Below are 21,749 nucleotides of genomic sequence, written 5' to 3' on the forward strand. Positions count from 1 at the left end.
AAGTATGGCTGGGTTAGCTCAGACGACTATAAGTAAGATTCACCAAGTGTATGATCGCTGGATGCCAAAATTGCCGGCAGAGATTACGCCGCGTAATGTACTGATATTTTGCGTCATTTCATTGTTGTGTATTGGTACGGTGATGGTGGCTTCGGCTTCAATGCCTTATGCCGAACGGATGCATGAAAACGAATTTCACTATGTGATTCGTCATGCAATTTCGATCGTGGTGGCTTTTGTTGCGGCGGCAATTACCTATCGAGTTTCACTCAACCTTTGGTTTAAAAATACCTTTCCATTGTGGTTGATCACCATTGCTTTATTACTCGCCGTCTTGGTGGTGGGTACAGAAGTCAATGGTTCAACACGCTGGATTCGTGTAGGTGGATTTACCTTGCAGGCAACCGAAGTCGCCAAGGTGATGATGGCCATATTTACCGCAGACTATGTGGTTCGTCGTGCTGAAGAGGTCCGTAATAATATTAAGGGCTTGGTACGTCTAGGTGTGGTGATGTTGCTGACGGTCGGACTAATTATTGCAGAGCCTGACTTAGGGGCAACAGTGGTGATTGCTGTTTCGATGCTGGGTGTGTTCTTCTTGGCTGGTGCACCCATGATCCAGTTCGGCTTTGCATTTGGTGCGATTCTGGTGGCATTTGTATCCTTAATCGTGTTTGAACCATATCGTTATGAACGCTTAATGTCATTCTCAAACCCTTGGGCTGATCCTTTGGGCTCTGGTTATCAATTGTCGAATGCCTTGATGGCCTTTGGTCGTGGTGAATGGTTTGGGGTAGGCTTAGGACATAGTATTCAAAAAATGTCTTATTTGCCTGAAGCACATACTGACTTTATGTTGGCAATTTTAGGTGAAGAATTCGGTTTCTTTGGTATTTCGACCGTTTTGCTGCTCTCATTTGTGATGTTGATTTGCTGTATTCGTATCGGTCAGCGTGCGCTCAATCATCAATATTTGCGCGCAGGTTACTTGGCTTACGGGATCAGTATTATTTTCTTATTACAGATCTTGGTGAATGCGGGTATGAATATGGGCATGTTGCCGACCAAGGGGCTAACGCTTCCATTTATTAGTTATGGTGGTTCATCTTTAATTATGTGTGCGGTGATGATCAGTTTAATTCTCAAAATTGATGCAACCACCAAGGATGCCAATCCAGCGCGAGAAGAGTCTAGTTTTTAATTTTTTATTGAGCTCAAATAGGGAAGCCATTTGATCACAAATGGCTTTTTTTATGGGTAATTTAGTTTGGATTTTGCGTATTGCAATATTTTAATGCCGATTGGGTGGTCTTAAATTTTACCCAATCCCAAGTTTGATAACCGGACTCACTCAGTCGTAATACATCTATCGCTGTTGGGGAATAATAAAACGAAGTTTCCAATACACCATTGGCATAAATCTTGATCTGATGTTTTCCAGCGGTATTTGCAAGTTTAAGTTTGATTGGGGTTTTGTGATCGACCTTGATGATTGCAGAGCGATCGACTTGAACTGAATAAGTTGGTAATGGTTTACCCCATTGTTCACGTGGTGCGCCACTCATTTCATCAACAACAGCAGTTTTAGAAATCGGGGAAATACATAAAATTGCCATTTGTGCATAGACCTGTGTAAGGCCTGTGATCATGAGAAAACTCAGCGTTATTAGATTTTTTAAAAGGTTCATCTCAATCCTGAATGATGTTGGTATTCTTATGTTGGTATTGTTGCTTAATCAGGGATTACTGATAAATGGATTGTAGCGTTGTCCCTTGAGGAATGCGAGAAATATCCCATTGAGCGACAGCTTGAGCCAACATGAGATCTGGCTGATCTAGGTCTATTGGAGCTTGTCCAAGTGCTATAATCGCTTGTAACAGCAATACAGGTGCATGTTTGAGATCAAGCGCTTGCGCAAGGTTTTGTTTAGAGAGTTTTTGCCCCAAATGATTCATGGCGAGGGGTAAGTGCATATATTCAAGAGTGGGATAACCCAAAAGCTGTCCTAGCCAAATTTGACGTTCAGTATTATCCAATAAATCCGCACCACGCACGACATGGCTGATTTCTTGTAAATAATCATCGACAACGACTGCCAGTTGATAATTGATAATGCCATCACGACGCTTTAGTACAAAGTCACCCAAATCGCGTTGTAAGTTCGCGCAATGTTGTCCTTGTAAGCGGTCATTGAAACAAATGTTTTGATCAGAAACTTTTACACGAATGGCTTGGTCTTGAAAGTCGAGCTGTTTGTCTCGGCAGGTGCCAGCATAGATATGATTTGAGCCTAATATTTTACGGGTACATTCACAGGCATAAACGAAATGTTTTTGTTTGAGTTGTTCGATTACAGATTGATAAATGTCTAAGCGATGTTGTTGATAAATGATTTCAGCATCGGATTGGAAGCCAAAAGCATCTAGGCACTTTAAAATATGCTGTTCACTATCTGGGTAAATACGTGGAATATCCGTATCTTCGATGCGGACGATCCATTGCCCATGATGCGCTTTAGCGTCGCAATAACTCGCGACAGCGGTCACTAAGGAACCAAAATGTAATGGCCCTGTGGGGGACGGTGCAAACCGACCTTTGTATACGGTACTCTTCCTCCCTCCCTTTGGAAAAGAGAGGGTTGGGGAGGAATTTGACACAGTATTAACCGTTATTTTGCTTCTCTTTGATCTCTGCAAGGGTTTTACAGTCGATACATAAAGTTGCAGTTGGTCGTGCTTCTAAACGGCGTAAACCAATTTCGATACCGCAAGTTTCACAGAAACCATAGTCATCATTTTTAATCGCTTCAATAGATTGCTCTATTTTACGAATAAGTTTACGTTCACGGTCACGAGTACGTAATTCAATGGCAAACTCTTCTTCTTGCGTCGCACGGTCATTTACATCAGGTAAAGAAGAAGATTCATCTTGCATTGTATTTAGGGTGCGATCCACTTCCGACATCAATTCTGCTTTCCATGCCAGCAAAATTTTACGAAAATGTTCGAGTTGCCCCTCAGACATGTATTCTTCATTTTTCTTTGGCTGATAAGGCTCGATACCGAATAGACTTGCTGTAGTACCGTTTTCATTGGTCTTCGGCTTGGTTTTACGCACTCGCTTTACAGACTTGTCATCTGCAATTGCTGTTTGTTCTTCCAAGACTTGATTTTGGTTGTCATTCGCCATAAAGGGCATTCCTCATCATATACGTATTATCTATACGCAAAAAATATGGTGATATGCAAGTATTTTTATCACTACCAACAGAATGAATCTATCGGGGGCGTCATCATATAGATTTTTTTACCAAGATGAAAGTCACCTAACCCTGAATTCGACTTTCTGCATATCTCGTTGGACGAATAACTTAATAGAAAAAAACCAAAATGAAAAGCTAGTAACCTGAAATTTCTTCATTAATTGTAACTTTGAAGTGATCCAAGCGGTGTACAGCGGTCTCAAATTCACCATTGGCTTTTAAATGTAAGCAACGGTAACCAGGCGCAATTGGATCAAATGAAAACTCTTGGCTGAGGGGTTTAAATTGTACACACGTCGCAGGAGTAGAAATAAACTGTATTCCATTCCATACATTATAGGATTCTTGATGAACATGACCATGTAACACGGCTTTGATGTTATCAAAGGGTTCGAGTACGGCTTTTAATTCATCGGCATTTTTGAGCTTATGTTGATCGAGCCATTTGGAATGCATATCAAAAGGATTGTGATGACAGGCGATAAGGATAAATTTGTCACGCAATTGTTCCAATAGCCGTTTTAGATGGACCAATTGTTCCGTTTGAATGTTTCCATCAGTACGTCCACCCACAGCACTATTCAGCAAAATGATACGCCATTGATCTAACTCAATCACTGCTGGAATAGGTTCTGGCGAATGGAACGGGAACAAGTTGATATTGTCGTGATTTCCCGGAATTTGATAAAAATCGACACCAAAACGCTGCATATATTCTAAATAGCGCGCATAAGTTTCTGGAAATGCAGCTTGAGCCAAATCACCAGTATGTAAAATCAGATCGATATTTTTATAGCGTTGCTGAATATCATCCATGACGGCATGAAAGGTTTCTTCAGGATTAATCCCGACAAACTCTGCATCAGGTTTATCCATCAGGTGTGTATCTGTGATTTGGATAATCACTCTATCTTTATCTGTTTGCGGCAATATCTCTGATTGCATGCCTTTCCCCTAGACATCTTCAAATGCATGCAAGTGCTGTTGTAGCCATTGCAAAGCCATAATCACAGGTGCATTTTTTAAACGATTACTTTTTAATAATAGACTCAAATCTGAATAATCAATGATATGAAGTTGGATATTTTCACTTTCATCTGGCATACCAAACACACCACCTTCAGCAGGTAATGCGGCTTGCGCAACATAGAGATGAAAGATTTCATCACATGCACCAGCAGATGGATAGAAGCTAAACAGGTGTTTGATTTGGTTTAATTCACATCCAGATTCTTCGATGCTTTCCCGTCGAATGCAACTTTCTGGAGATTCATCTCCATCAAGTACGCCTGCAATGATTTCGAGTTGCCAAGGTGAAATTTCATCATCAATTGCCCCTACACGAAACTGTTCAATCAATGCAAATTTTTGTTGTTGATCATTATAAATCAGTACACCAGCAGCTTCTTTACGGCGAATTAATTCACGTTGAATGGCTGAGGTATATTCAGTTTGATTAAATAATCGGTGTCGCAAGCTCACTTTTTCGACTTGAACAAAACCTTTAAAAGCATATTCACGAGATTGTATTTCTACATCATTATGGGTGTAGGTTGCTTGCTGAATGATGTTCATGTGCACAGTTAGGATGAAACATATTCACTTCATCCTAACTGAGAAATAGTGAAAGACAAAAGTTTTTTTTTAATCTTTACACTTTATGGTACAACTTTTGCCCTTGTTCCTGATAAACGGATTTCATGGTTTTGAGACCATCTTCTATAAGCGTTTCGCTATTTACAGGGTGGGCTGCATTTTGTTGATTTTGTGCATAATCTCGCACGTTTTGGGTGATTTTCATCGAGCAGAACTTAGGTCCGCACATTGAACAGAAGTGCGCAGACTTATGTGCTTCTTTAGGCATAGTCTCATCATGCATCGATCTAGCAGTATCTGGATCTAAGCTGAGATTGAATTGATCTTCCCAACGGAACTCAAAGCGTGCCTTAGATAAAGCATTGTCACGAACTTGTACGCCCGGATGACCTTTGGCTAAATCCGCTGCATGGGCTGCGATTTTATAGGTGATAATCCCGTCTTTAACATCTTTCTTATTGGGCAGACCCAAATGCTCTTTGGGAGTCACATAACACAACATTGCAGTGCCGTACCAACCAATCATCGCTGCACCAATTGCCGAGGTAATATGGTCATAGCCCGGAGCAATATCGGTGGTGAGCGGACCAAGAGTATAGAAAGGTGCTTCCTGACAAACTTCAAGTTGCAAGTCCATATTTTCTTTGACCATATGCATTGGCACATGGCCTGGCCCTTCGATCATGACCTGAACATCATGCTTCCATGCCCGATGGGTTAGTTCACCTAAAGTGCGTAATTCGGAAAATTGTGCTTCATCATTGGCATCCTGAATACAGCCCGGACGTAAACCATCGCCTAAGCTAAAAGACACATCATAGGCTTTCATGATTTCGCAGATTTCATCAAAATGCGTATAGAGGAAGTTTTCTTCATGATGCGCCAAACACCATTGCGCCATGATCGAACCACCGCGTGATACGATCCCTGTTAAACGATTGGCTGTCATCGGCACATAACGTAATAAGACCCCAGCGTGAATGGTGAAATAATCGACACCTTGTTCAGCTTGTTCAATCAGGGTGTCTTTAAAGATTTCCCATGTCAGGTCTTCAGCAACACCATCGACTTTCTCAAGTGCTTGATAAATTGGTACCGTACCAATTGGAACTGGTGAGTTGCGGATAATCCATTCACGGGTTTCATGGATATTTTTACCCGTCGATAAGTCCATGATGGTGTCAGCACCCCAACGGGTTGCCCAAGTCATTTTCGACACTTCTTCATCAATCGATGAACCCAAAGCTGAGTTGCCAATATTGGCATTGATTTTTACCAAGAAATTACGCCCAATGATCATGGGTTCGCATTCAGGATGGTTAATATTGGCTGGAATAATGGCACGGCCTTCAGCGACTTCTTTACGCACAAATTCAGGGGTAATCTCCATGAGGTTGTGTGCACCAAAATTTTGTCCTGCATGCTGGCGCATATCGACACCTTCATGCTGGCGCTGATTTTCACGAATCGCAATGTATTCCATTTCAGGCGTGATGATGCCTTGTTTGGCATAATGCATTTGTGTGACATTGTTGCCTGTTTTTGCACGACGTGGTTTTTGAATATGGGCAAAACGGATTTCAGCAGTACGAATATCTTTCAGACGTTCTTGGCCAAATTTAGAGGTTAAGCTGGCTAAATGCTCAGTATCGGCACGCTCTTCAATCCAAGTTTCACGGACATTGGGTAAGCCTTTATTCAAATCAATGTGTACGTTGGGATCGGTATAAACACCTGAAGTATCGTAGACCATAATCGGTGGGTTTTTTTCACCCCCAAGGCCTGTCGGTGTATCCGTGAGTTCAATTTCACGCATCGGTACTTGAATATCTGGGCGTGAACCTTGAATATAAACTTTTTTAGATGCGGGTAAAATTCGAGTCAGATCTTTGGCTTCTTGCTCGTGTTGAGCCAATTGATCAGCAGGGGATAGATTCGTTAATTGGTTCATTACAATGATCCTTATGAATGACATCAACGAATCAAGCACGACCAAAAACGGTGGCAAATTTAGTCTATTTTATCTGCTAAATCCATCATCAGAATAAAGCGCTATTGCGAAAAAATAGATAAACTATGGGCTGTCAGTTTTTAGATGCTTGATTCCTACGCAGGTCTTAACCTGATCAGGTTCAACGGTACTTTAGTTTAAGTTTTGGCAAGGAGATGCAAAACTGACTAAATCTCAGCGAGGAATTACTCGCGCTCCGTCAAGCGATGTTTAAATCTTAGCATGTTCTCATTAAAAATATGCTGGCATGCCGATATCAATTTCAATTATTTTTTTGAGTCAGAATTTCCTCAACAGATTTTCTAATTTTTTGTTCAAATGCCTCACGTTGTGCTCGGATCTCTTGCTGTTCAGGTGAGTTATCTTCAGGATACTGTCTAGATGGTTTTGGCATTTGCTGCCAAAGCGTTTCACTTGCGTTGATTAAATTCACAAATTTCTGTGCAGTTTGGCTACTTGCAGTTTTACTTTTTGCAATTTTTTCAATCGCTTTGATTGCTTGTTCATCTGCAATTTTATCGTCATCGAACCAAAGCGTACGGGTGTTGTCGTCGCCTTGAAAAAGTGCACTACGGTATTGTTCAATGTTCTCTACGACTTGAGGTTTAAAATGGTTGTTGGGGTAGTCTTTATTAAATTTTTCCCAATATAACAGTCGATTGGCCACTTCATCAAAACTAATTGCTAGCCCTGCGTCCATAATATAGTTGGCACCTGTATATTCTTTACGGATCTGTTTAAAGTAAACCTGATCTGATTTTTCTAAATAGGGTGCAAAAATATCCAGATCATATTGTGGATGCTGTACAAAGGTGTATTCACCTTCACCGATATAAAATTTTGCTAAATATAAGTCCTTTGCGTGATCAACTAAATATTTTTCACGCGGTTTTAACTTTTTATACAGTTCTTGTTTTTGTTGAGCTGTCATAGACTGACCGTCTGCAAGTGTATCGGTCATATATTGAAAGACTTCAGGCGAGGCATCGGTGATGAGTTTTTGATATATGCCTTCAATTTTTGCTTGCCATTGATAACGTGTTTTTAGCGGCGCAGATGCGAGGCATTTTTTTAGTAATTGATTGAGGTCATTTAAATCTTCAACGATGACCGTTTTTTCTAATTTTTTGATGCTTGTATCTATCTCGTTACAGTCTTGTGGAAGTGCTGGTATTTCAGCTGTACTGGTCTGAGTCGCTTTAGAAGCTGCTTTAGTTGTCTCAATTGTTTGATTGTTCTCGTGCTTTTGGCAAGCGCTGAATAGGGTACACAGGCAGAGTGTTGTGAGTGATAGATGTTGTTTTAAAGCTTTCATAGTATGACTGTTGTTGTGTATTTTTGAATGTCACAAGGATAATAAAAATTGAGCTAAAATAACATCTAACTGTTAGAACAAATCGCATCACTAAAGCAATCTTTTTTAACATGCTTAAAGTCGATCGGGCTTAAATTTAGATATTGATTGAGCTGGGACAGCGCCAATAATTGAGGGATATTTTCCAGTTTAGTGCGTTCTTTTTCACTAATTTGAATTTTTTGCTGTCTTTGCTCTTTGCTCATCGCTAAAAAATGAACAAACTTCTTGGCCTGAGCTGAAAGCTCACCATCATTGGATTTTGCCAAGCGTTCAATCACCAACCAGCTGGCTGCATCGATATCAGTTTGATTTTCAAAACTGCTCGATATAGGTGCTTCTTCAGTGCCTAAAAACAATAAACTGCTATAGGCATTTTTTAAGAACTGCGCATCATGTAAAAAAGGGCTATTGGGATAAGTTTGCAGATATTCTTGCCAAAACTTAGCTCTTTTTGCAATTTCTTCAGCCTCAATATCGGGTTTGTGGTTTTTAAAAAGCGGTTGGGTATTTTGTTGTGCAAGATTTTCGATAAAAACTTGTTCAGGCGCAGTCAGATACGGCGCGAAAACTTTTGCTAAATATTGTGGGCTTCTCCGATAGACAATTTTATCATCTGTTTGTTCGGTCAATTCGATATACGCTTGGCCTTTGTGACGTAATAAATATTGGTCACGCAGATTAAGTTGTTCAAATTTACTCTGTTGAATGGTCGGGTATGCAGCTTGATCTAAAGCATAGTTTTCAAATGCTTGTTGTTGTTCTGAAGTGCGCTCAATTTGTAAAAATTGTTGATACATACGTTTCGACTGATGCATCAATTCCATTTGTTCCGCAGGTTTCATCAAGGGCAAACACATACGAATATCTTGATTGACTTGTTCTATCGCAAGCGTGGTTCTTTTTGCATTGATTGCCAGCATCTCATTTTTGAGATTTTGGCAAATTTGGGTTAAATCAGGAATTGGATTTTCTTTTTGCGGCGCTTCTTTGGATTCTTTGACAATGTCGGTTGTGGGTTTTTGACACGCGATAACCACCATGCAACTCAAGATAACGAGTATGCCTGAAATGAGAAAATGAAGGGTATTGCGAGGAAATTTCATTCGACCAGCATTTAAAAGAAGCTCAGTTTTGTTCGATGCCATTGTCGCTGAATCGAGGCTAAATAAATGAAATATTTTGTAGTTTTGTGATAATGAAACGTTACTTTTTGCAAGAAACTGAGTCATGTGTCTGATTTAAGATCTGCAAAAATTAAGCTGAGTACAGCATCGTGAATTTACGATAAATGGATGCTCACAGCAAAGTGACATATGTAAATTCAGCAAATTGTAGTAGTATCTTTACTCTAATTGCTTTGATCAGAAGTGAAATGAGCGATATTGAGAAATTCATTTGAAAGAAAAATACTTGTCATAAAACATTCATAATGAATATGCTTTAATATTAACCCATAAAAATAGTTTTTGTTGCGTGTGGAGCATCTGACCTTGAGCCCAAGTAATCCTGTATTAAACCATCATATATCTTCTCAATTTAATGAGGACTTACAGGATGTGAATACCAAATTTATGACCATGGGCGGTTTGGTAGAACAACAAGTCGCAAATGCAGTGCATGCTTTATTGGATACCAATGCCAATATGGCGATTGATGTTCAATTTCAAGACAATACAGTCAATCGTTATGAACGAGAAATTGATGAAGCACTGACTTTGATTTTGGCGCGTCGTCATCCAGCTGCAATCGACTTACGTATGGTGATTGCCATGAGTAAAGCCAATACCGATTTAGAACGTATTGGTGATGAAGCTGCAAAAATTGCCCGTATTGCACAGACTTTATGTGAAGAGGGCGAATCGCCGCGTGGCTATATGGAAACACGGCATATTGGCAATCAAGTGCGTGTCATGATTCATGATGCTTTAGATGCTTTTGCGCGTGTGGATGCAGAACAAGCATTAAAAGTTTTGTTGGCCGATGCCGATATTGACCGTGAATATCAATCCGCGACGCGCACACTGATGACCTATATGATCGAAGATCCACGTCATATTAGTCGTGTTATCAATGTGATGTGGGTATTGCGTTCACTGGAGCGGATTGGTGACCATGCACGTAATATCTCAGAACAAGTGATTTATATGGCAAAAGGTTTTGATGCGCGACATACCAGTGTTGAAGAGATTGAACAAAAAGTTCAAGGTAAATAATTGAATTTATAAATAAAAAGACCTGAATCATTCAGGTCTTTTTATTTGGAAAATTTAAGATCACAAAAAGAAAATTACACTTGAGCAAGTGCTTGTTCTAAGTCTGCAATCAAGTCATCAATATGTTCAATCCCCACAGATAAACGCACCATATCAATACTTACGCCTGCTGCTTTTAGCTCTGTTTCATTCAGTTGACGATGCGTGGTGGTTGCTGGATGACAGGCTAAACTTTTTGCATCGCCAATATTCACCAGACGCGTAAACAGCTGTAATGCATCGATAAAACGGGTGCCACCTTCACGACCATCTTCAACACCAAAAGACAGAATTGCAGACGGTTTACCTTTGACGTACTTTTGTGCCAAAGCATGTTGTGGATGATCTTTTAAACCTGCGTAGTTGACCCATTTTACTTTTGGATGTGCCTGTAAATATTCAGCAACTTTTTGTGCATTTTCAGTATGGCGTTCCATACGCAAATTCAGTGTTTCTAAGCCTTGTAAAATTAAGAATACGCTGAGCGGGCTGATCGCTGCGCCTGTATTTCTTAATGGAACAACACGTGCACGGGCGATATATGCCGCAGCACCTAAAGCTTCTACATAGTTCACCCCGTGATAACTTGGATCGGGGGTATTTAAGACTTTGAAGCGCTCGGGATATTTGCCCCAAGGGAATTTACCACTATCGACAATCGCACCACCAATTGAATTACCATGACCGCCAATATATTTAGTCAATGAATGCACCACGATATCTGCACCATGTTCAAAAGGTTTCAGTAGGGCAGGTGTTGCAACGGTATTATCCACAATCACGGGTACACCATATTCGTGTGCGATTTTAGCAATAGCATCTAGGTCAATAATATTACCCAGCGGATTGCCAATCGACTCAACGAAAACCAACTTGGTTTTTTCATCAATCAAGCCACGCAATGCTTCAGGATCTTGGTAATCAAAGAAACGCACTTCAATGCCTTGTTTTGGCAAAGTGTGAGCGAATAAATTATATGTTCCACCATAGAGTGTTGAAACCGATGCAATATTGTCACCCGCTTCTGCAATGGTCTGGATAGAATAGGTGATCGCAGACATACCCGAAGCCAATGCTAAAGCACCAATACCGCCTTCAAGCGCACTCAGACGTTGCTCAAGCACAGCGGTCGTTGGGTTCATGATCCGTGTATAAATATTACCCTGAACTTTCAGGTCAAATAGATCCGCACCATGTTGGGTATTATCAAAGGCATAAGAGGTGGTCTGATAAATTGGAACGGCGACCGCTTTAGTGGTTGCTTCTGGTTCATAGCCTGCATGTATGGCAAGAGTTTCGTCTTTATATGTCATGTTCTTCCGTCAACTTTTTATTAAATTTCAATAGAGTGTAACAAATAAATATATGAAGTAAACAAGGGTTTATATATTTTAAAATCATAAAAACAGATAAAGCCAACAATGCAGCCTGAGATAAATTGAGTATCAATGAGGAAAAATAGACCGAATATCGCTGAGTTTGTGAGCTGTCATTGTGGTGTCATTTGCTGAAACTAGCATAACAAATTCCATAAATTCAGTTATTAAAAACACAATGAAAAAAGCAGCAATAAATAAACTGACCCGCCATAAAAGCACTTTAACTTTAGTCCTCTGTAGTTTACTGGGTTTGACCGCATGTTCTGATGATGATCAAGATTCAACAACACAGAAGACCTTAACCCAAAATATAACATTGGCATTTGGTGATGAAGCCTGTGTAATGGGGGGAACACGTATGCAGAGCGGTTTAGACCGCAATGGTAATGGCAAACTTGAAGCCAGTGAAATCACTAAAACCGAAAACAGTTGTAAGCCCAATTTGTTTGCACAAGGTGTAGCATTGCCATTTAACGTACTGGGACGTTACTCTGCGAATGGTACGACCATTGATAGCTCGTTTGATATTCGTCAGGGTGGTTTTGGTTCTGATGTTGCTGCACATCCAAGTAATAAAAAGCAATTCTATGCATTGACCGATCGGGGGCCAAATGCAGACTTTACTGATAAATTATATGGTGCTGGTAAGGTTTTCGCCATTCCAGACTATGTGCCGAAAATTGGTTTATTTGAAGTTCAAGACAATGGTACTGTGAAATTAATTAAAACCATCAATTTAAAAGATCGCGATGGAAAAGACATCACAGGACTACCCAACACTTCTGCTTTAGGCGGCACAGGGGAAACACCGTATGATGTCAATGGAAAAGTGATTACTGTAGATCCAACTAAGCCTTACGATGTGGTGAGTAATCCAATTCGATTGGATGATTATGGCTTGGATAGTGAAGGGCTCACTGCACTTAACGATGGTACGTTCTGGGTCAGCGATGAATATGGACCGCATATTGTGCATTATGATGCCAATGGTGAAGAAATAGGGCGTATCAATCCATTTAAGGCTGATAAACGCAACAATTGGACTTTGCCCAATGAGTTTAGCTATCGCCGTGCCAATCGAGGGATGGAAGGCTTAACCATTAGCCCAGACCAAAAAACTTTGGTTGGGATTATGCAATCGACCATGAGTTTACCGAATAAAAATGTCAATAAATCAACGTTGACGCGTATTGTGACGATTAATCTTGAAACAGGCAAAGTCGCACAATATTTATATCAGCAAGAGATAGCTGAAAATTCAAACTCTGCCATTATTGCCCTCAGTGCAACACAATTTCTGGTTTTAGAACGAGATGGATTGTTTTATAAAGATACGCCAAATGTGATGAAAAATGTCTATCGTATTGATTTAAGCAAAGCCACCAATTTAGAAGATATTCAAACACAAAATGATGTCAAACAAGATGAAAAGCTCGGTTTAACCATTGCGGGCAAGACCTTAGAAGAATACCAATTGGATAAAGGCTGGGACGGTTTAAAAGCATTTAATATTGTTCCAGCACCTAAAACATTGGTACTGGATATGGGGAAAGCGGTTAAATATCCACATGATAAAATGGAAGGTCTGTGGTTGATCAATAGTACGACACTTGGGATTTTAAATGATGACGATATGGGGCTTTGGAATAATGCCAAAGGCATGGAGCCAAAGTATCTGGATGCGGCACGTACACGTATTGATATCAATACCTTATACATCATGGATAAATTGAATTTAAAAGGCCAATAATTGCATAACAACAGCCGCCCAAGAGGCGGCTTTTTCTATAACCATCATTTAAAAATAATAGGTTCCTCAATGAAAAAAATAGCCATTCTCACCGTTCTAACAAGTTTAATCACTACAACTGCTTGGTCTGTACCGCAAGTGACATCGCGTGAATATAAATTGTTGTTACAGCCAGACAAATTTAGCTATGCCAATGAGTCCGCTAACGTAAATAGCTATATGCAACAAGCCAAAACGATTATTGCACAACAAATTACCCGTACAGTTTCAGGAACGATGATCTTAGACAAGCAACGCCAAATACGTTTTTATGATTCACCCAGCAGTTGCCTACTCAATAATATGGGCTATAGCTTTCGAGAACGGATTGAAAACGGAGCATCTGAAGTAACGCTTAAATTTAGAAGCTATGATCATTATCTGTCTGATTTTTCCGATTTGAGTAGCTCGACTGCGGGAGCCAAAACCAAGCTTGAAGATGATATCACGCAAACAGCAACACAAGGATTTTTGGTGGGTTCCAGTAAATCCACCACAGTGGCAAATACACGGACAATCAATAAGTTTTTAGACATCCATACGCATTTTCCAAAATTTAAAGAAACCTTTGCCATCAGTGATAATCAGCTGTTATCACCTGTAGGTGGACTCACCATTTATGAACGAAGTTATCGTGGGGTCAGCATTGATTTAGGCGAGTTTGATGCAGAGGTAGATATGAGTTTATGGTATACCCAAGCACCTTATGCAGGATTAAAACCTGCTGTAGTTGAAGTCTCGTTTAAGTATCAAGATCCAAATGCAAATTACACCAATAAGGTTGTACAACGTGCTGCCATTAGTTTTTCTGCTTTGAAATCATTGTCAAACTACAATGCACCAAGTTCAACTCAAACCAAGACGCAATTTGTATATCAGTATCAGCCGAATTTTTGTTCGTGATCATGTGTGAGATCGCGATTTGATTACGTTTATCGGTGTGGAAAAATGTTTTCTTGATGCTTTTAAAATATCTCAATCAATTGGACAAATCTGAACAAAAATAGATAAATTCAGCGTATAATTGACGGTATTTATTTATTCGCATTTTGCGAATTTCTATTCATTATAGAGGAGTCCTACGTGGCCCAATATATTTACACGATGAACCGTGTGTCGAAGATGGTTCCGCCTAAGCGCGAAATCCTAAAAGACATCTCTTTATCATTTTTCCCAGGTGCAAAAATTGGTGTACTTGGTTTAAACGGTGCAGGTAAATCTACCCTACTCCGTATTATGGCTGGCGTAGATAAAGATTTCTCAGGTGAAGCTCGTGCGCAACCAGGTATTAAAATCGGTTATCTAGAGCAAGAACCACCATTAGATCCAAATAAAGATGTGCGTGGAAACGTTGAAGATGGTTTACGTGAACCATTAGATGCATTGGCACGTTTAGATGAAGTTTTTGCTGAATATGCAGCTGAAGATGCTGACTTTGATGCACTTGCAAAAGAGCAAGAGAAATTAGAAGCAATTATCCATGCTTGGGATGCACACAACCTTAGCAACCAAATGGATCAAGCTGCAGCAGCATTGAATCTTCCAGCATGGGATTCTGACGTAAGCTTACTTTCAGGTGGTGAACGTCGTCGTGTAGCATTGTGTCGTTTGTTATTGTCTAAACCAGACATGTTATTGCTGGACGAACCGACTAACCATTTGGATGCAGAATCTGTATCTTGGTTAGAACGTTTCTTAAAAGACTTTGCCGGTACAATCGTTGCGATTACCCATGACCGTTATTTCTTGGATAATGTTGCAGAGTGGATTCTTGAGCTTGACCGTGGACATGGTATTCCTTACCAAGGTAACTATTCTTCTTGGTTGGAACAAAAGAATGCACGTTTAGAGCAGGAAAATAAACAAGAAGAATCTTTTGCTAAAGCATTGAAAAAAGAATTGGAATGGGTTCGTTCAAATGCTAAAGGTCAGCAAAAGAAAAACAAAGCACGTATGGAGCGCTTTGAGGAGCTTAACTCACGTGAGTTCCAACAACGTAATGAAACCTCTGAAATCTATATTCCACCTGGTCCACGCCTAGGGAATAAGGTTGTAGAAGTTGAAGGCATCAGCAAATCGTTTGATGGCCGTCTACTCTATGAAAACTTATCGTTCACAGTACCACCAACTGCGATTGTTGGTATCGTTGGTCCAAACGGTGCGGGTAAAACCACTTTATTCCGTATGATGACAGGCGAACAGCAACCAGATACCGGTACAGTTGTATTGGGTGAGTCTGTCAAAGTTGCTTATGTTGGTCAGATTCGTGACACTTTAGATAACAATAAAACAGTCTGGGAAGAAGTTTCTGGCGGTTTAGATATCTTAAGAATTGGCGATTACGAGATCGCATCTCGTGCCTATATCGGTCGCTTTAACTTTAAAGGTCAAGATCAGCAAAAACGTGTTGGTGAATTGTCAGGTGGTGAACGTAACCGTTTACAACTTGCGAAGATCCTTCAGATGGGCGCCAACGTAATCTTACTGGATGAGCCATCAAATGACTTGGATATTGAAACTTTACGTGCGCTAGAGGATGCAATTCTTGTATTCCCTGGCACTGTCATGGTGGTATCGCATGACCGTTGGTTCCTTGACCGTATTGCTACACATATCTTGTCATTTGAAAATGAACAGCCAGAATTCTACGAAGGTAACTATGCTGAATATGAAGCATATCGTTTAGCGCGTTTGGGTGATGCTGCTGTGCAAAAACGTACCAAATACAAAAAAATTGGTGGTTAATCACTAATTTTGTAGATCAAAAAAACCAGCTTTCGAGCTGGTTTTTTATTGTAAATAAAGCCGATAAAGTTGGTGTTGTGCTTCGAGATGACCTTGATTGGCGGCAAGCAACAACCATTTGTATGCATTCTTTTTATCTGGCGATAGGCCGAGCTGGCCTTGTAGGTAAATCATGCCTAATTTATATTGGGCCGTGCTATATCCTTTAAGTGCTGAATGTAAAAAATACCAAATCGCGTTGCGTTGATATTTTTGGATTTTTTCATTTAACAGCTGATCTAAATCAAGAGGGTCACGCTGGTTAAGCGCCAGATGTTCATAACTGGTTGCGCGATGGTAAGTATGCATTGATTCAGACATTTTAAATGTATGATAGGGGCTGGAATAATGGTATTTATGGCTGACAATTTGGTTGAGCTTCCGTATTATTTTTATTAAATCCATAATGATTCACGCTTATTTTTATGAAATTACCCTTATAAGATTAAAGCAAATAACCAGAATAAGTAATCCCAATAACCATGATTTTTTTTCATATAAAAGTATTGCTAAACTGATTCGAGATTAATCATTTATTCAATTTTTGATGGCAGTAGGCCTCTTTGAAATTTTTTTAAAACCATAAATCAATAAACAGCCCCCTCATCCTAGCCTTCTCCCAAAAGGAGAAGGGACTTTCAATACCAATATGATTCACTCTAAATGATCGTTTTTTGATTGATGAACTAGTAGGCCTATTGAGTTTAAGGCTTGGTACTTTGTATAAAATGAGCTACGAGGAGCTATTTAAAATCATATGGATTGTTTATCAGTTTTATCTTGGTATTTTAATTTTTGCTATTTGAATCAGACTAAATCAATTGCATATATAAAAGAATGCCAAAATAACATTCTTCTATATATGTGCGCTCACAATTAATTAAAGACGCATCTCAATCCCTTGTTCAGCAAGGTATTGTTTCGCTTCAGGAATAGAGTATTGACCAAAATGGAATATCGAGGCTGCCAATACAGCATCGGCACCACCTTTTAAAATACCATCTGCTAAATGTTGTAAATTACCCACACCGCCTGATGCAATGGTCGGAATGGTGACACGATCATTGATTTGACGCATTAGACCAATGTCATAACCCGCTTTCGTCCCATCTGCATCCATAGAGGTAACCAATAATTCACCTGCACCGAATTCTGCCATTTTGACCGCCCATTCAATCGCATCTATGCCTGTTGGTTTACGGCCGCCATGGGTGAAAATTTCCCATTTATTTTCACCGGTTCTTTTCGCATCGATTGCTACAACAATACATTGTGCACCAAAGCGCTGAGACGCTTCTTGAACGAACTCAGGATTAAATACCGCAGCAGAGTTGATGCTGACTTTATCTGCGCCTGCATTTAATAACAAACGAATATCTTCAACTTTACGAACACCGCCACCGACTGTAAGTGGAACAAACACACTTTCAGCCATACGTTCAACCGTACGGTAAGTGGTATCTCGGCCATTTGATGTTGCGGTAATGTCTAAAAAGGTGATTTCATCTGCACCTTGCTCATTATAACGACGGGCAACTTCTACAGGATCTCCTGCATCACGGATATCCAGAAACTGGACACCTTTCACCACACGACCATTATCTACGTCCAGGCAAGGAATAATACGTTTAGCGAGCATAATTTTTTCCAAAAATAACAGGCGATTATGAAAGTTCGTGACTTAGGTGCTACACCTCGATAGTCGAAGCGGTTATTCTATCAAACTTATGTAAGTTTTTTCGCAGGTTTTCTATGTCGGTTTATACCACTTTGAGTTTAAAAGAAGTTCAACATTTTGCAGCACCTTATGGATTAGAGGTGGTTGAACTTAAACCAATTCAAGGCGGTGTGCAAAATACCAACTATTTTATCATTTGTGCTGATGGAACACAGTTTGTATTAACATTATTTGAAAATATGGATGCACAAGCAGCAGGAGAGTTAATTCCTGTCTTAGAACACTTGGGGCAACAAGGTTTGGCAGTTCCTGTTCCGTTAAAACATAGCGGTCAGTCGATTCATAGCTTAAAAGATAAACCTGCACAAATTGCGCCACGGATGTCAGGTAAACATCCGATGCCTTCTACAATCGCTCAAGTTGAGCAAATTGCTGTAGCACAGGCCAAAATGCATGTGGCGTTACAAGACTTCCCATTACAGCGTCAAGTGGCGCGTGATCATGCCTATTGGTATAACGTTGCTCAACAAATTAAACCGACTTTGGATGTGGCTGATAGCGCTTTGCTGAATAACCTTTTAGGTTTATATGAAGCACTGACCATGATGTATCCAAATCGACCTAAAGGTTTTATTCATTCAGATTTGTTCCGTGACAATACTTTGTTTGAAGGCGATGAGTTAAAAGGCATTCTAGATTTTTATGAAATGAATCAAGATGAATTACTTTTTGATATTGCGATTACCTTAAATGACTTTTGTACAGAATATCCAAGTGTTCGCTTGAATGAAGCCAAAGCAACGGCTTTCTTAAATGCATATACCTCGATTCGTCCCCTGACTGAAGATGAAAGAGCTTGTTTAGAGTTATATTTGGCTATGGCCGCAGGTCGCTTTTGGATGATGCGTTTACAAATCGCTCAGATGAATGCCGCTGAAGCACGCACAGGTGACGATATTTTGCAGAAAAATCCGCAAGAAATGCGTAATATGTTGATTGAAAGATTAAAGTTCGTGACTGCTTAATAGCTTTTTGTGGGAAAGAAAATGCGTGATCAAGGTCGTTTAGTTGAATGGTTCGATGATAAAGGCTATGGCTTTATTCAACCAAATGATGGTGTAAAAGATCGCGTATTTTTACACATCAAAGATTTTGCACAAAAAGGGCCACGCCCAATCGTGGGCTGTGCCCTTGAATATGTGGTGCAATTAGACGGCCAAGGGCGTTATAAAGCAAAACAAGTCACATATTTAAAAGCCACACAAATGGCGAAAGTCACAAGCCAGCAAGCGGCTAAAGCCAAGCAGTTACATGCAGCAAAGCAGGCTAAATTACAGCCGATGCAAATTTTGTGCACTGTTTATATTATTGCTTTGGCAATTTTGACCATAAGCGGTTTGCTCAATGGCATGTTTATTCTTTTTGTCAGTATTATCAATGTGATGACCTATTGGTTTTATGCACAAGATAAAGAAGCTGCGCAGAGCAATCAGCGTCGTGTTCCTGAAAATACCCTGCATATTTTAGCTTTTTTAGGTGGTTGGCCTGCAGCTTGGTTAGCACAGCAACGCTTACGACATAAAACACAAAAACAACCCTTTAAAAAGATTTATTTGTGTACCATATTCTTTAATATTTTATTGATTTTATGGTTAATTTCGCCTTTGAATATGTTTAAGATTTAAACGGGCGTTAGCAAATTTAAAAGGGCTTACAATGAATAATTATGTTGATCCAAATAATAGTAAATCTCTGACTTTAATTTTATATATCCTTTATATTGTTGCAATTTTTTCTGCGGGAATTCTTGCAATCATTGCATTGATTATCAATTATGTAAAATTGAATTCGGTCCGTGGTACGATTTTCGAAAGTCATTTTAGATGGCAAATTCGCACTTTTTGGTGGTATTTAGTCTGGACGGTAATTGCATTTATTCCGTTTATTTTTCTATTTTTCACCATGGATAATGTCAATGCCTTTGCGGGTGTTGCCGTGGGTGCTACGATTTTTTGTGCTGCCACCTTATTTATTTCTTGGATATGGATTGTCTATCGCGCCATTCGAGGCATTATTGCGCTGAATGATGATCAAGCCTTACCGATATAACTGAATAAATCACCCTTGATGGATCTTGTTCCCGAGCAATACAGCTTGATCAAAGCGTAATTTTAGTGAAAACAGCGTTCTAATTAAGAACGCTGTTTTTCTATCTCAGTTGAATTTTCTTTAAGCTGTCGTGTGTATAAAAATTTGGGTCTCCATTCACTGATGATCACCCCCAATACCACAAGTAAACCACCAAAAAGAGCCAGCAAAGGTAAGCGTTCACCTGCAATTCTTCCAAATAAAGCTGCCCAAACTGGTTCGCCAGCATAAATCACGGCAGCTTGAGAAGGATCGACAGAGCGTTGTGCCCAATTCATCGTCAATTGTAATAAAGCACTGGTTAAGCCCAGTCCAACAGCAAGCATCACCAATTGCCACGAAAAGGCTGGAATATCCAGCTCACCCACAAAAGGCATACTGGCAAATGAAATCAATGAAGCAAAAGCAAGCTGAATCACCGTTACACGCTGAATATTGACCTTCCCTGCAAAATGCCCGATGAGAATAATCTCCATAGCAATTGCAAATGAGCCAACTAATGTAATGATTTGCCCCGTATTTAAATCAATGTGATGAAAACCATTTCCTGTCAAAAAAATTAAACCGATAAACGCCAGTAAAACACCGAGCCAAGTCATGATATGTGGTCTTTTGCGAAAAATCACCCAGATAAGAATCGGTACAAGGGGCACATATAATGCTGTTAAAAATGCAGACTCACTACTGCTGATGGTTTGCATACCGACAGTTTGCGAGCCATAACCTGTGGCAATCATGCCACCAATCAGCGCACCTGCGATGAGCTCTTTTAAATTGATACCTTTTAGATATTTATAAGACAGTAATCCAACAGCAATGGTCGCTGCAGCAAAACGACAACCGACAAAAAACATAGGGGAACTATAGTTTAGGGCATAATGTACAATGACAAATGTACCACCCCAAATCATGGTCATCAGGATCAGTGCAATTTGAGGCGTTCTGGACTTTAAAAATAAAGCGAGGGGAGAGGAAGACATAAAATAAAGTAATGTAGAAGAGCAGGGCTATTTTACGCGAAAGCACAGTATTGTGCAGATGTTAAGCTGAGTAATCGGGTATTTAAATCACTCAATTGTCATGCAGTCGTGCTAGCATATTGAATTAAAATTTTGATAAAGAGAAATAAATCATGGTGATCGAACAGGCTTTATTTCATATTGTTGATGGTCAACAAATGGCTTTTGAAAAGAAATTTTATGAATTATCAGACACCTTCCGGAATGCCCAAGGTTGTGAAAAATTTAAATTAATCCGTGGTATAGAAGACAATCAAAAATACATACTACAAATTCACTGGATTGATCTTAAAACCCATACAGATGTTTTTATGAAAACAGATGAGTTTAAACAGTGGTTTACGGCAATGAAGCCCTTTTTAGCAAGTAAAATTGAAATGCAACATTTTGAAAATACATTGGTTTAAATCTGGATGTAGTGATTTAAATACCTTCTTTAACACATAAAAAAGAGAACAGCTCGGTTCTCTTTT

At 39.7% G+C, this 21,749-nt stretch carries 21 protein-coding genes and 1 riboswitch; of the genes, 9 read left to right on the top strand and 12 right to left on the bottom strand.

Features of this window, described 5'->3' with window-relative positions; all coding sequences use genetic code 11:
* Positions 1 to 4 precede the first annotated feature (4 nt).
* On the top strand, positions 5 to 1,201 hold the full coding sequence (gene ftsW, locus F981_RS20440) for a putative lipid II flippase FtsW (protein WP_004725295.1): 1,197 nt from the start codon (positions 5 to 7) through the stop codon (positions 1,199 to 1,201).
* A gap of 61 nt (positions 1,202 to 1,262) precedes the next feature.
* Here ftsW and F981_RS20445 read toward each other — a convergent pair whose 3' ends face one another.
* The 8 genes from F981_RS20445 to F981_RS20480 all read right to left on the bottom strand — a co-directional run bounded on the left by F981_RS20445 (position 1,263) and on the right by F981_RS20480 (position 9,456).
* A complete protein-coding gene (locus F981_RS20445; protein WP_016539144.1) occupies positions 1,263 to 1,649 on the bottom strand; it encodes a hypothetical protein in 387 nt (128 codons plus the stop codon).
* A gap of 94 nt (positions 1,650 to 1,743) precedes the next feature.
* Positions 1,744 to 2,658, bottom strand: coding sequence for a tRNA glutamyl-Q(34) synthetase GluQRS (gluQRS, locus tag F981_RS20450; protein WP_004725298.1), 915 nt, complete (start codon positions 2,656 to 2,658; stop codon positions 1,744 to 1,746).
* 4 nt (positions 2,659 to 2,662) lie between these two features.
* Positions 2,663 to 3,190, bottom strand: coding sequence for an RNA polymerase-binding protein DksA (dksA, locus tag F981_RS20455; RefSeq protein WP_004725300.1), 528 nt, complete (start codon positions 3,188 to 3,190; stop codon positions 2,663 to 2,665).
* Positions 3,191 to 3,398: 208 nt separating this feature from the next.
* Entirely contained in the window at positions 3,399 to 4,208 is an 810-nt protein-coding gene (cpdA, locus tag F981_RS20460) for a 3',5'-cyclic-AMP phosphodiesterase (protein ID WP_004725303.1), read from the bottom strand.
* Between the two features lie 9 nt (positions 4,209 to 4,217).
* Positions 4,218 to 4,838: an NUDIX domain-containing protein gene (locus tag F981_RS20465; RefSeq protein WP_004725305.1), complete on the bottom strand. Its 621-nt coding sequence runs from the start codon at positions 4,836 to 4,838 to the stop codon at positions 4,218 to 4,220.
* A 76-nt stretch (positions 4,839 to 4,914) separates the two neighbouring features.
* Positions 4,915 to 6,810: a phosphomethylpyrimidine synthase ThiC gene (gene thiC / locus F981_RS20470; RefSeq protein ID WP_004725307.1), complete on the bottom strand. Its 1,896-nt coding sequence runs from the start codon at positions 6,808 to 6,810 to the stop codon at positions 4,915 to 4,917.
* A 135-nt stretch (positions 6,811 to 6,945) separates the two neighbouring features.
* Positions 6,946 to 7,079: riboswitch (TPP riboswitch) on the bottom strand.
* Positions 7,080 to 7,132: 53 nt separating this feature from the next.
* Complete coding sequence (locus F981_RS20475) at positions 7,133 to 8,185, bottom strand: hypothetical protein (RefSeq protein WP_004725309.1); 1,053 nt, start codon at positions 8,183 to 8,185, stop codon at positions 7,133 to 7,135.
* A gap of 65 nt (positions 8,186 to 8,250) precedes the next feature.
* Positions 8,251 to 9,456 carry a hypothetical protein gene (locus F981_RS20480; protein WP_004725311.1) on the bottom strand — a complete coding sequence of 402 codons (1,206 nt, stop codon included), beginning with the start codon at positions 9,454 to 9,456 and terminating at the stop codon, positions 8,251 to 8,253.
* Positions 9,457 to 9,717: 261 nt separating this feature from the next.
* Here F981_RS20480 and phoU point away from each other — a divergent pair, with 261 nt between their 5' ends.
* The gene (phoU, locus tag F981_RS20485) at positions 9,718 to 10,440 is read left to right on the top strand and encodes a phosphate signaling complex protein PhoU (protein ID WP_004725313.1); all 723 of its coding nucleotides are present in this window, start codon (positions 9,718 to 9,720) and stop codon (positions 10,438 to 10,440) included.
* A gap of 74 nt (positions 10,441 to 10,514) precedes the next feature.
* Here phoU and F981_RS20490 read toward each other — a convergent pair whose 3' ends face one another.
* Positions 10,515 to 11,792 carry an O-acetylhomoserine aminocarboxypropyltransferase/cysteine synthase family protein gene (locus F981_RS20490; protein ID WP_004725315.1) on the bottom strand — a complete coding sequence of 426 codons (1,278 nt, stop codon included), beginning with the start codon at positions 11,790 to 11,792 and terminating at the stop codon, positions 10,515 to 10,517.
* Positions 11,793 to 12,033: 241 nt separating this feature from the next.
* On the opposite strand from F981_RS20490, the gene F981_RS20495 reads away from it, so the two are divergent.
* From F981_RS20495 to ettA, 3 genes are all read left to right on the top strand, one after another.
* The gene (locus tag F981_RS20495) at positions 12,034 to 13,608 is read left to right on the top strand and encodes an esterase-like activity of phytase family protein (protein WP_004725317.1); all 1,575 of its coding nucleotides are present in this window, start codon (positions 12,034 to 12,036) and stop codon (positions 13,606 to 13,608) included.
* A gap of 69 nt (positions 13,609 to 13,677) precedes the next feature.
* Complete coding sequence (locus tag F981_RS20500) at positions 13,678 to 14,550, top strand: hypothetical protein (RefSeq protein ID WP_004725318.1); 873 nt, start codon at positions 13,678 to 13,680, stop codon at positions 14,548 to 14,550.
* Positions 14,551 to 14,730: 180 nt separating this feature from the next.
* Positions 14,731 to 16,392 (top strand): energy-dependent translational throttle protein EttA, encoded by a 1,662-nt coding sequence (ettA, locus tag F981_RS20505; protein ID WP_004725320.1) that lies wholly within the window; start codon positions 14,731 to 14,733, stop codon positions 16,390 to 16,392.
* A gap of 45 nt (positions 16,393 to 16,437) precedes the next feature.
* On the opposite strand, the gene F981_RS20510 is transcribed toward ettA, so the two are convergent.
* Complete coding sequence (locus tag F981_RS20510; RefSeq protein ID WP_016539147.1) at positions 16,438 to 16,740, bottom strand: SEL1-like repeat protein; 303 nt, start codon at positions 16,738 to 16,740, stop codon at positions 16,438 to 16,440.
* 571 nt (positions 16,741 to 17,311) lie between these two features.
* Positions 17,312 to 18,070 carry an imidazole glycerol phosphate synthase subunit HisF gene (gene hisF / locus F981_RS20515; RefSeq protein WP_004725324.1) on the bottom strand — a complete coding sequence of 253 codons (759 nt, stop codon included), beginning with the start codon at positions 18,068 to 18,070 and terminating at the stop codon, positions 17,312 to 17,314.
* Between the two features lie 113 nt (positions 18,071 to 18,183).
* On the opposite strand from hisF, the gene F981_RS20520 reads away from it, so the two are divergent.
* Genes F981_RS20520 through F981_RS20530 form a run of 3 tightly spaced genes read left to right on the top strand, consistent with a single transcriptional unit; the run spans position 18,184 to position 20,218 of the window.
* Entirely contained in the window at positions 18,184 to 19,134 is a 951-nt protein-coding gene (locus F981_RS20520) for a homoserine kinase (RefSeq protein ID WP_004725326.1), read from the top strand.
* A 21-nt stretch (positions 19,135 to 19,155) separates the two neighbouring features.
* Complete coding sequence (locus F981_RS20525) at positions 19,156 to 19,794, top strand: DUF1294 domain-containing protein (protein WP_004725330.1); 639 nt, start codon at positions 19,156 to 19,158, stop codon at positions 19,792 to 19,794.
* A 31-nt stretch (positions 19,795 to 19,825) separates the two neighbouring features.
* Positions 19,826 to 20,218, top strand: coding sequence for a DUF4870 family protein (locus tag F981_RS20530; protein ID WP_004725331.1), 393 nt, complete (start codon positions 19,826 to 19,828; stop codon positions 20,216 to 20,218).
* Between the two features lie 83 nt (positions 20,219 to 20,301).
* Here F981_RS20530 and F981_RS20535 read toward each other — a convergent pair whose 3' ends face one another.
* Complete coding sequence (locus F981_RS20535) at positions 20,302 to 21,237, bottom strand: DMT family transporter (protein ID WP_004725334.1); 936 nt, start codon at positions 21,235 to 21,237, stop codon at positions 20,302 to 20,304.
* Between the two features lie 152 nt (positions 21,238 to 21,389).
* Here F981_RS20535 and F981_RS20540 point away from each other — a divergent pair, with 152 nt between their 5' ends.
* The gene (locus tag F981_RS20540) at positions 21,390 to 21,683 is read left to right on the top strand and encodes an antibiotic biosynthesis monooxygenase family protein (RefSeq protein ID WP_004725336.1); all 294 of its coding nucleotides are present in this window, start codon (positions 21,390 to 21,392) and stop codon (positions 21,681 to 21,683) included.
* Positions 21,684 to 21,749 lie beyond the last annotated feature (66 nt).

It is taken from the genome of Acinetobacter guillouiae CIP 63.46 (assembly GCF_000368145.1).
Taxonomy (GTDB): Bacteria; Pseudomonadota; Gammaproteobacteria; order Pseudomonadales; family Moraxellaceae; genus Acinetobacter; species Acinetobacter guillouiae.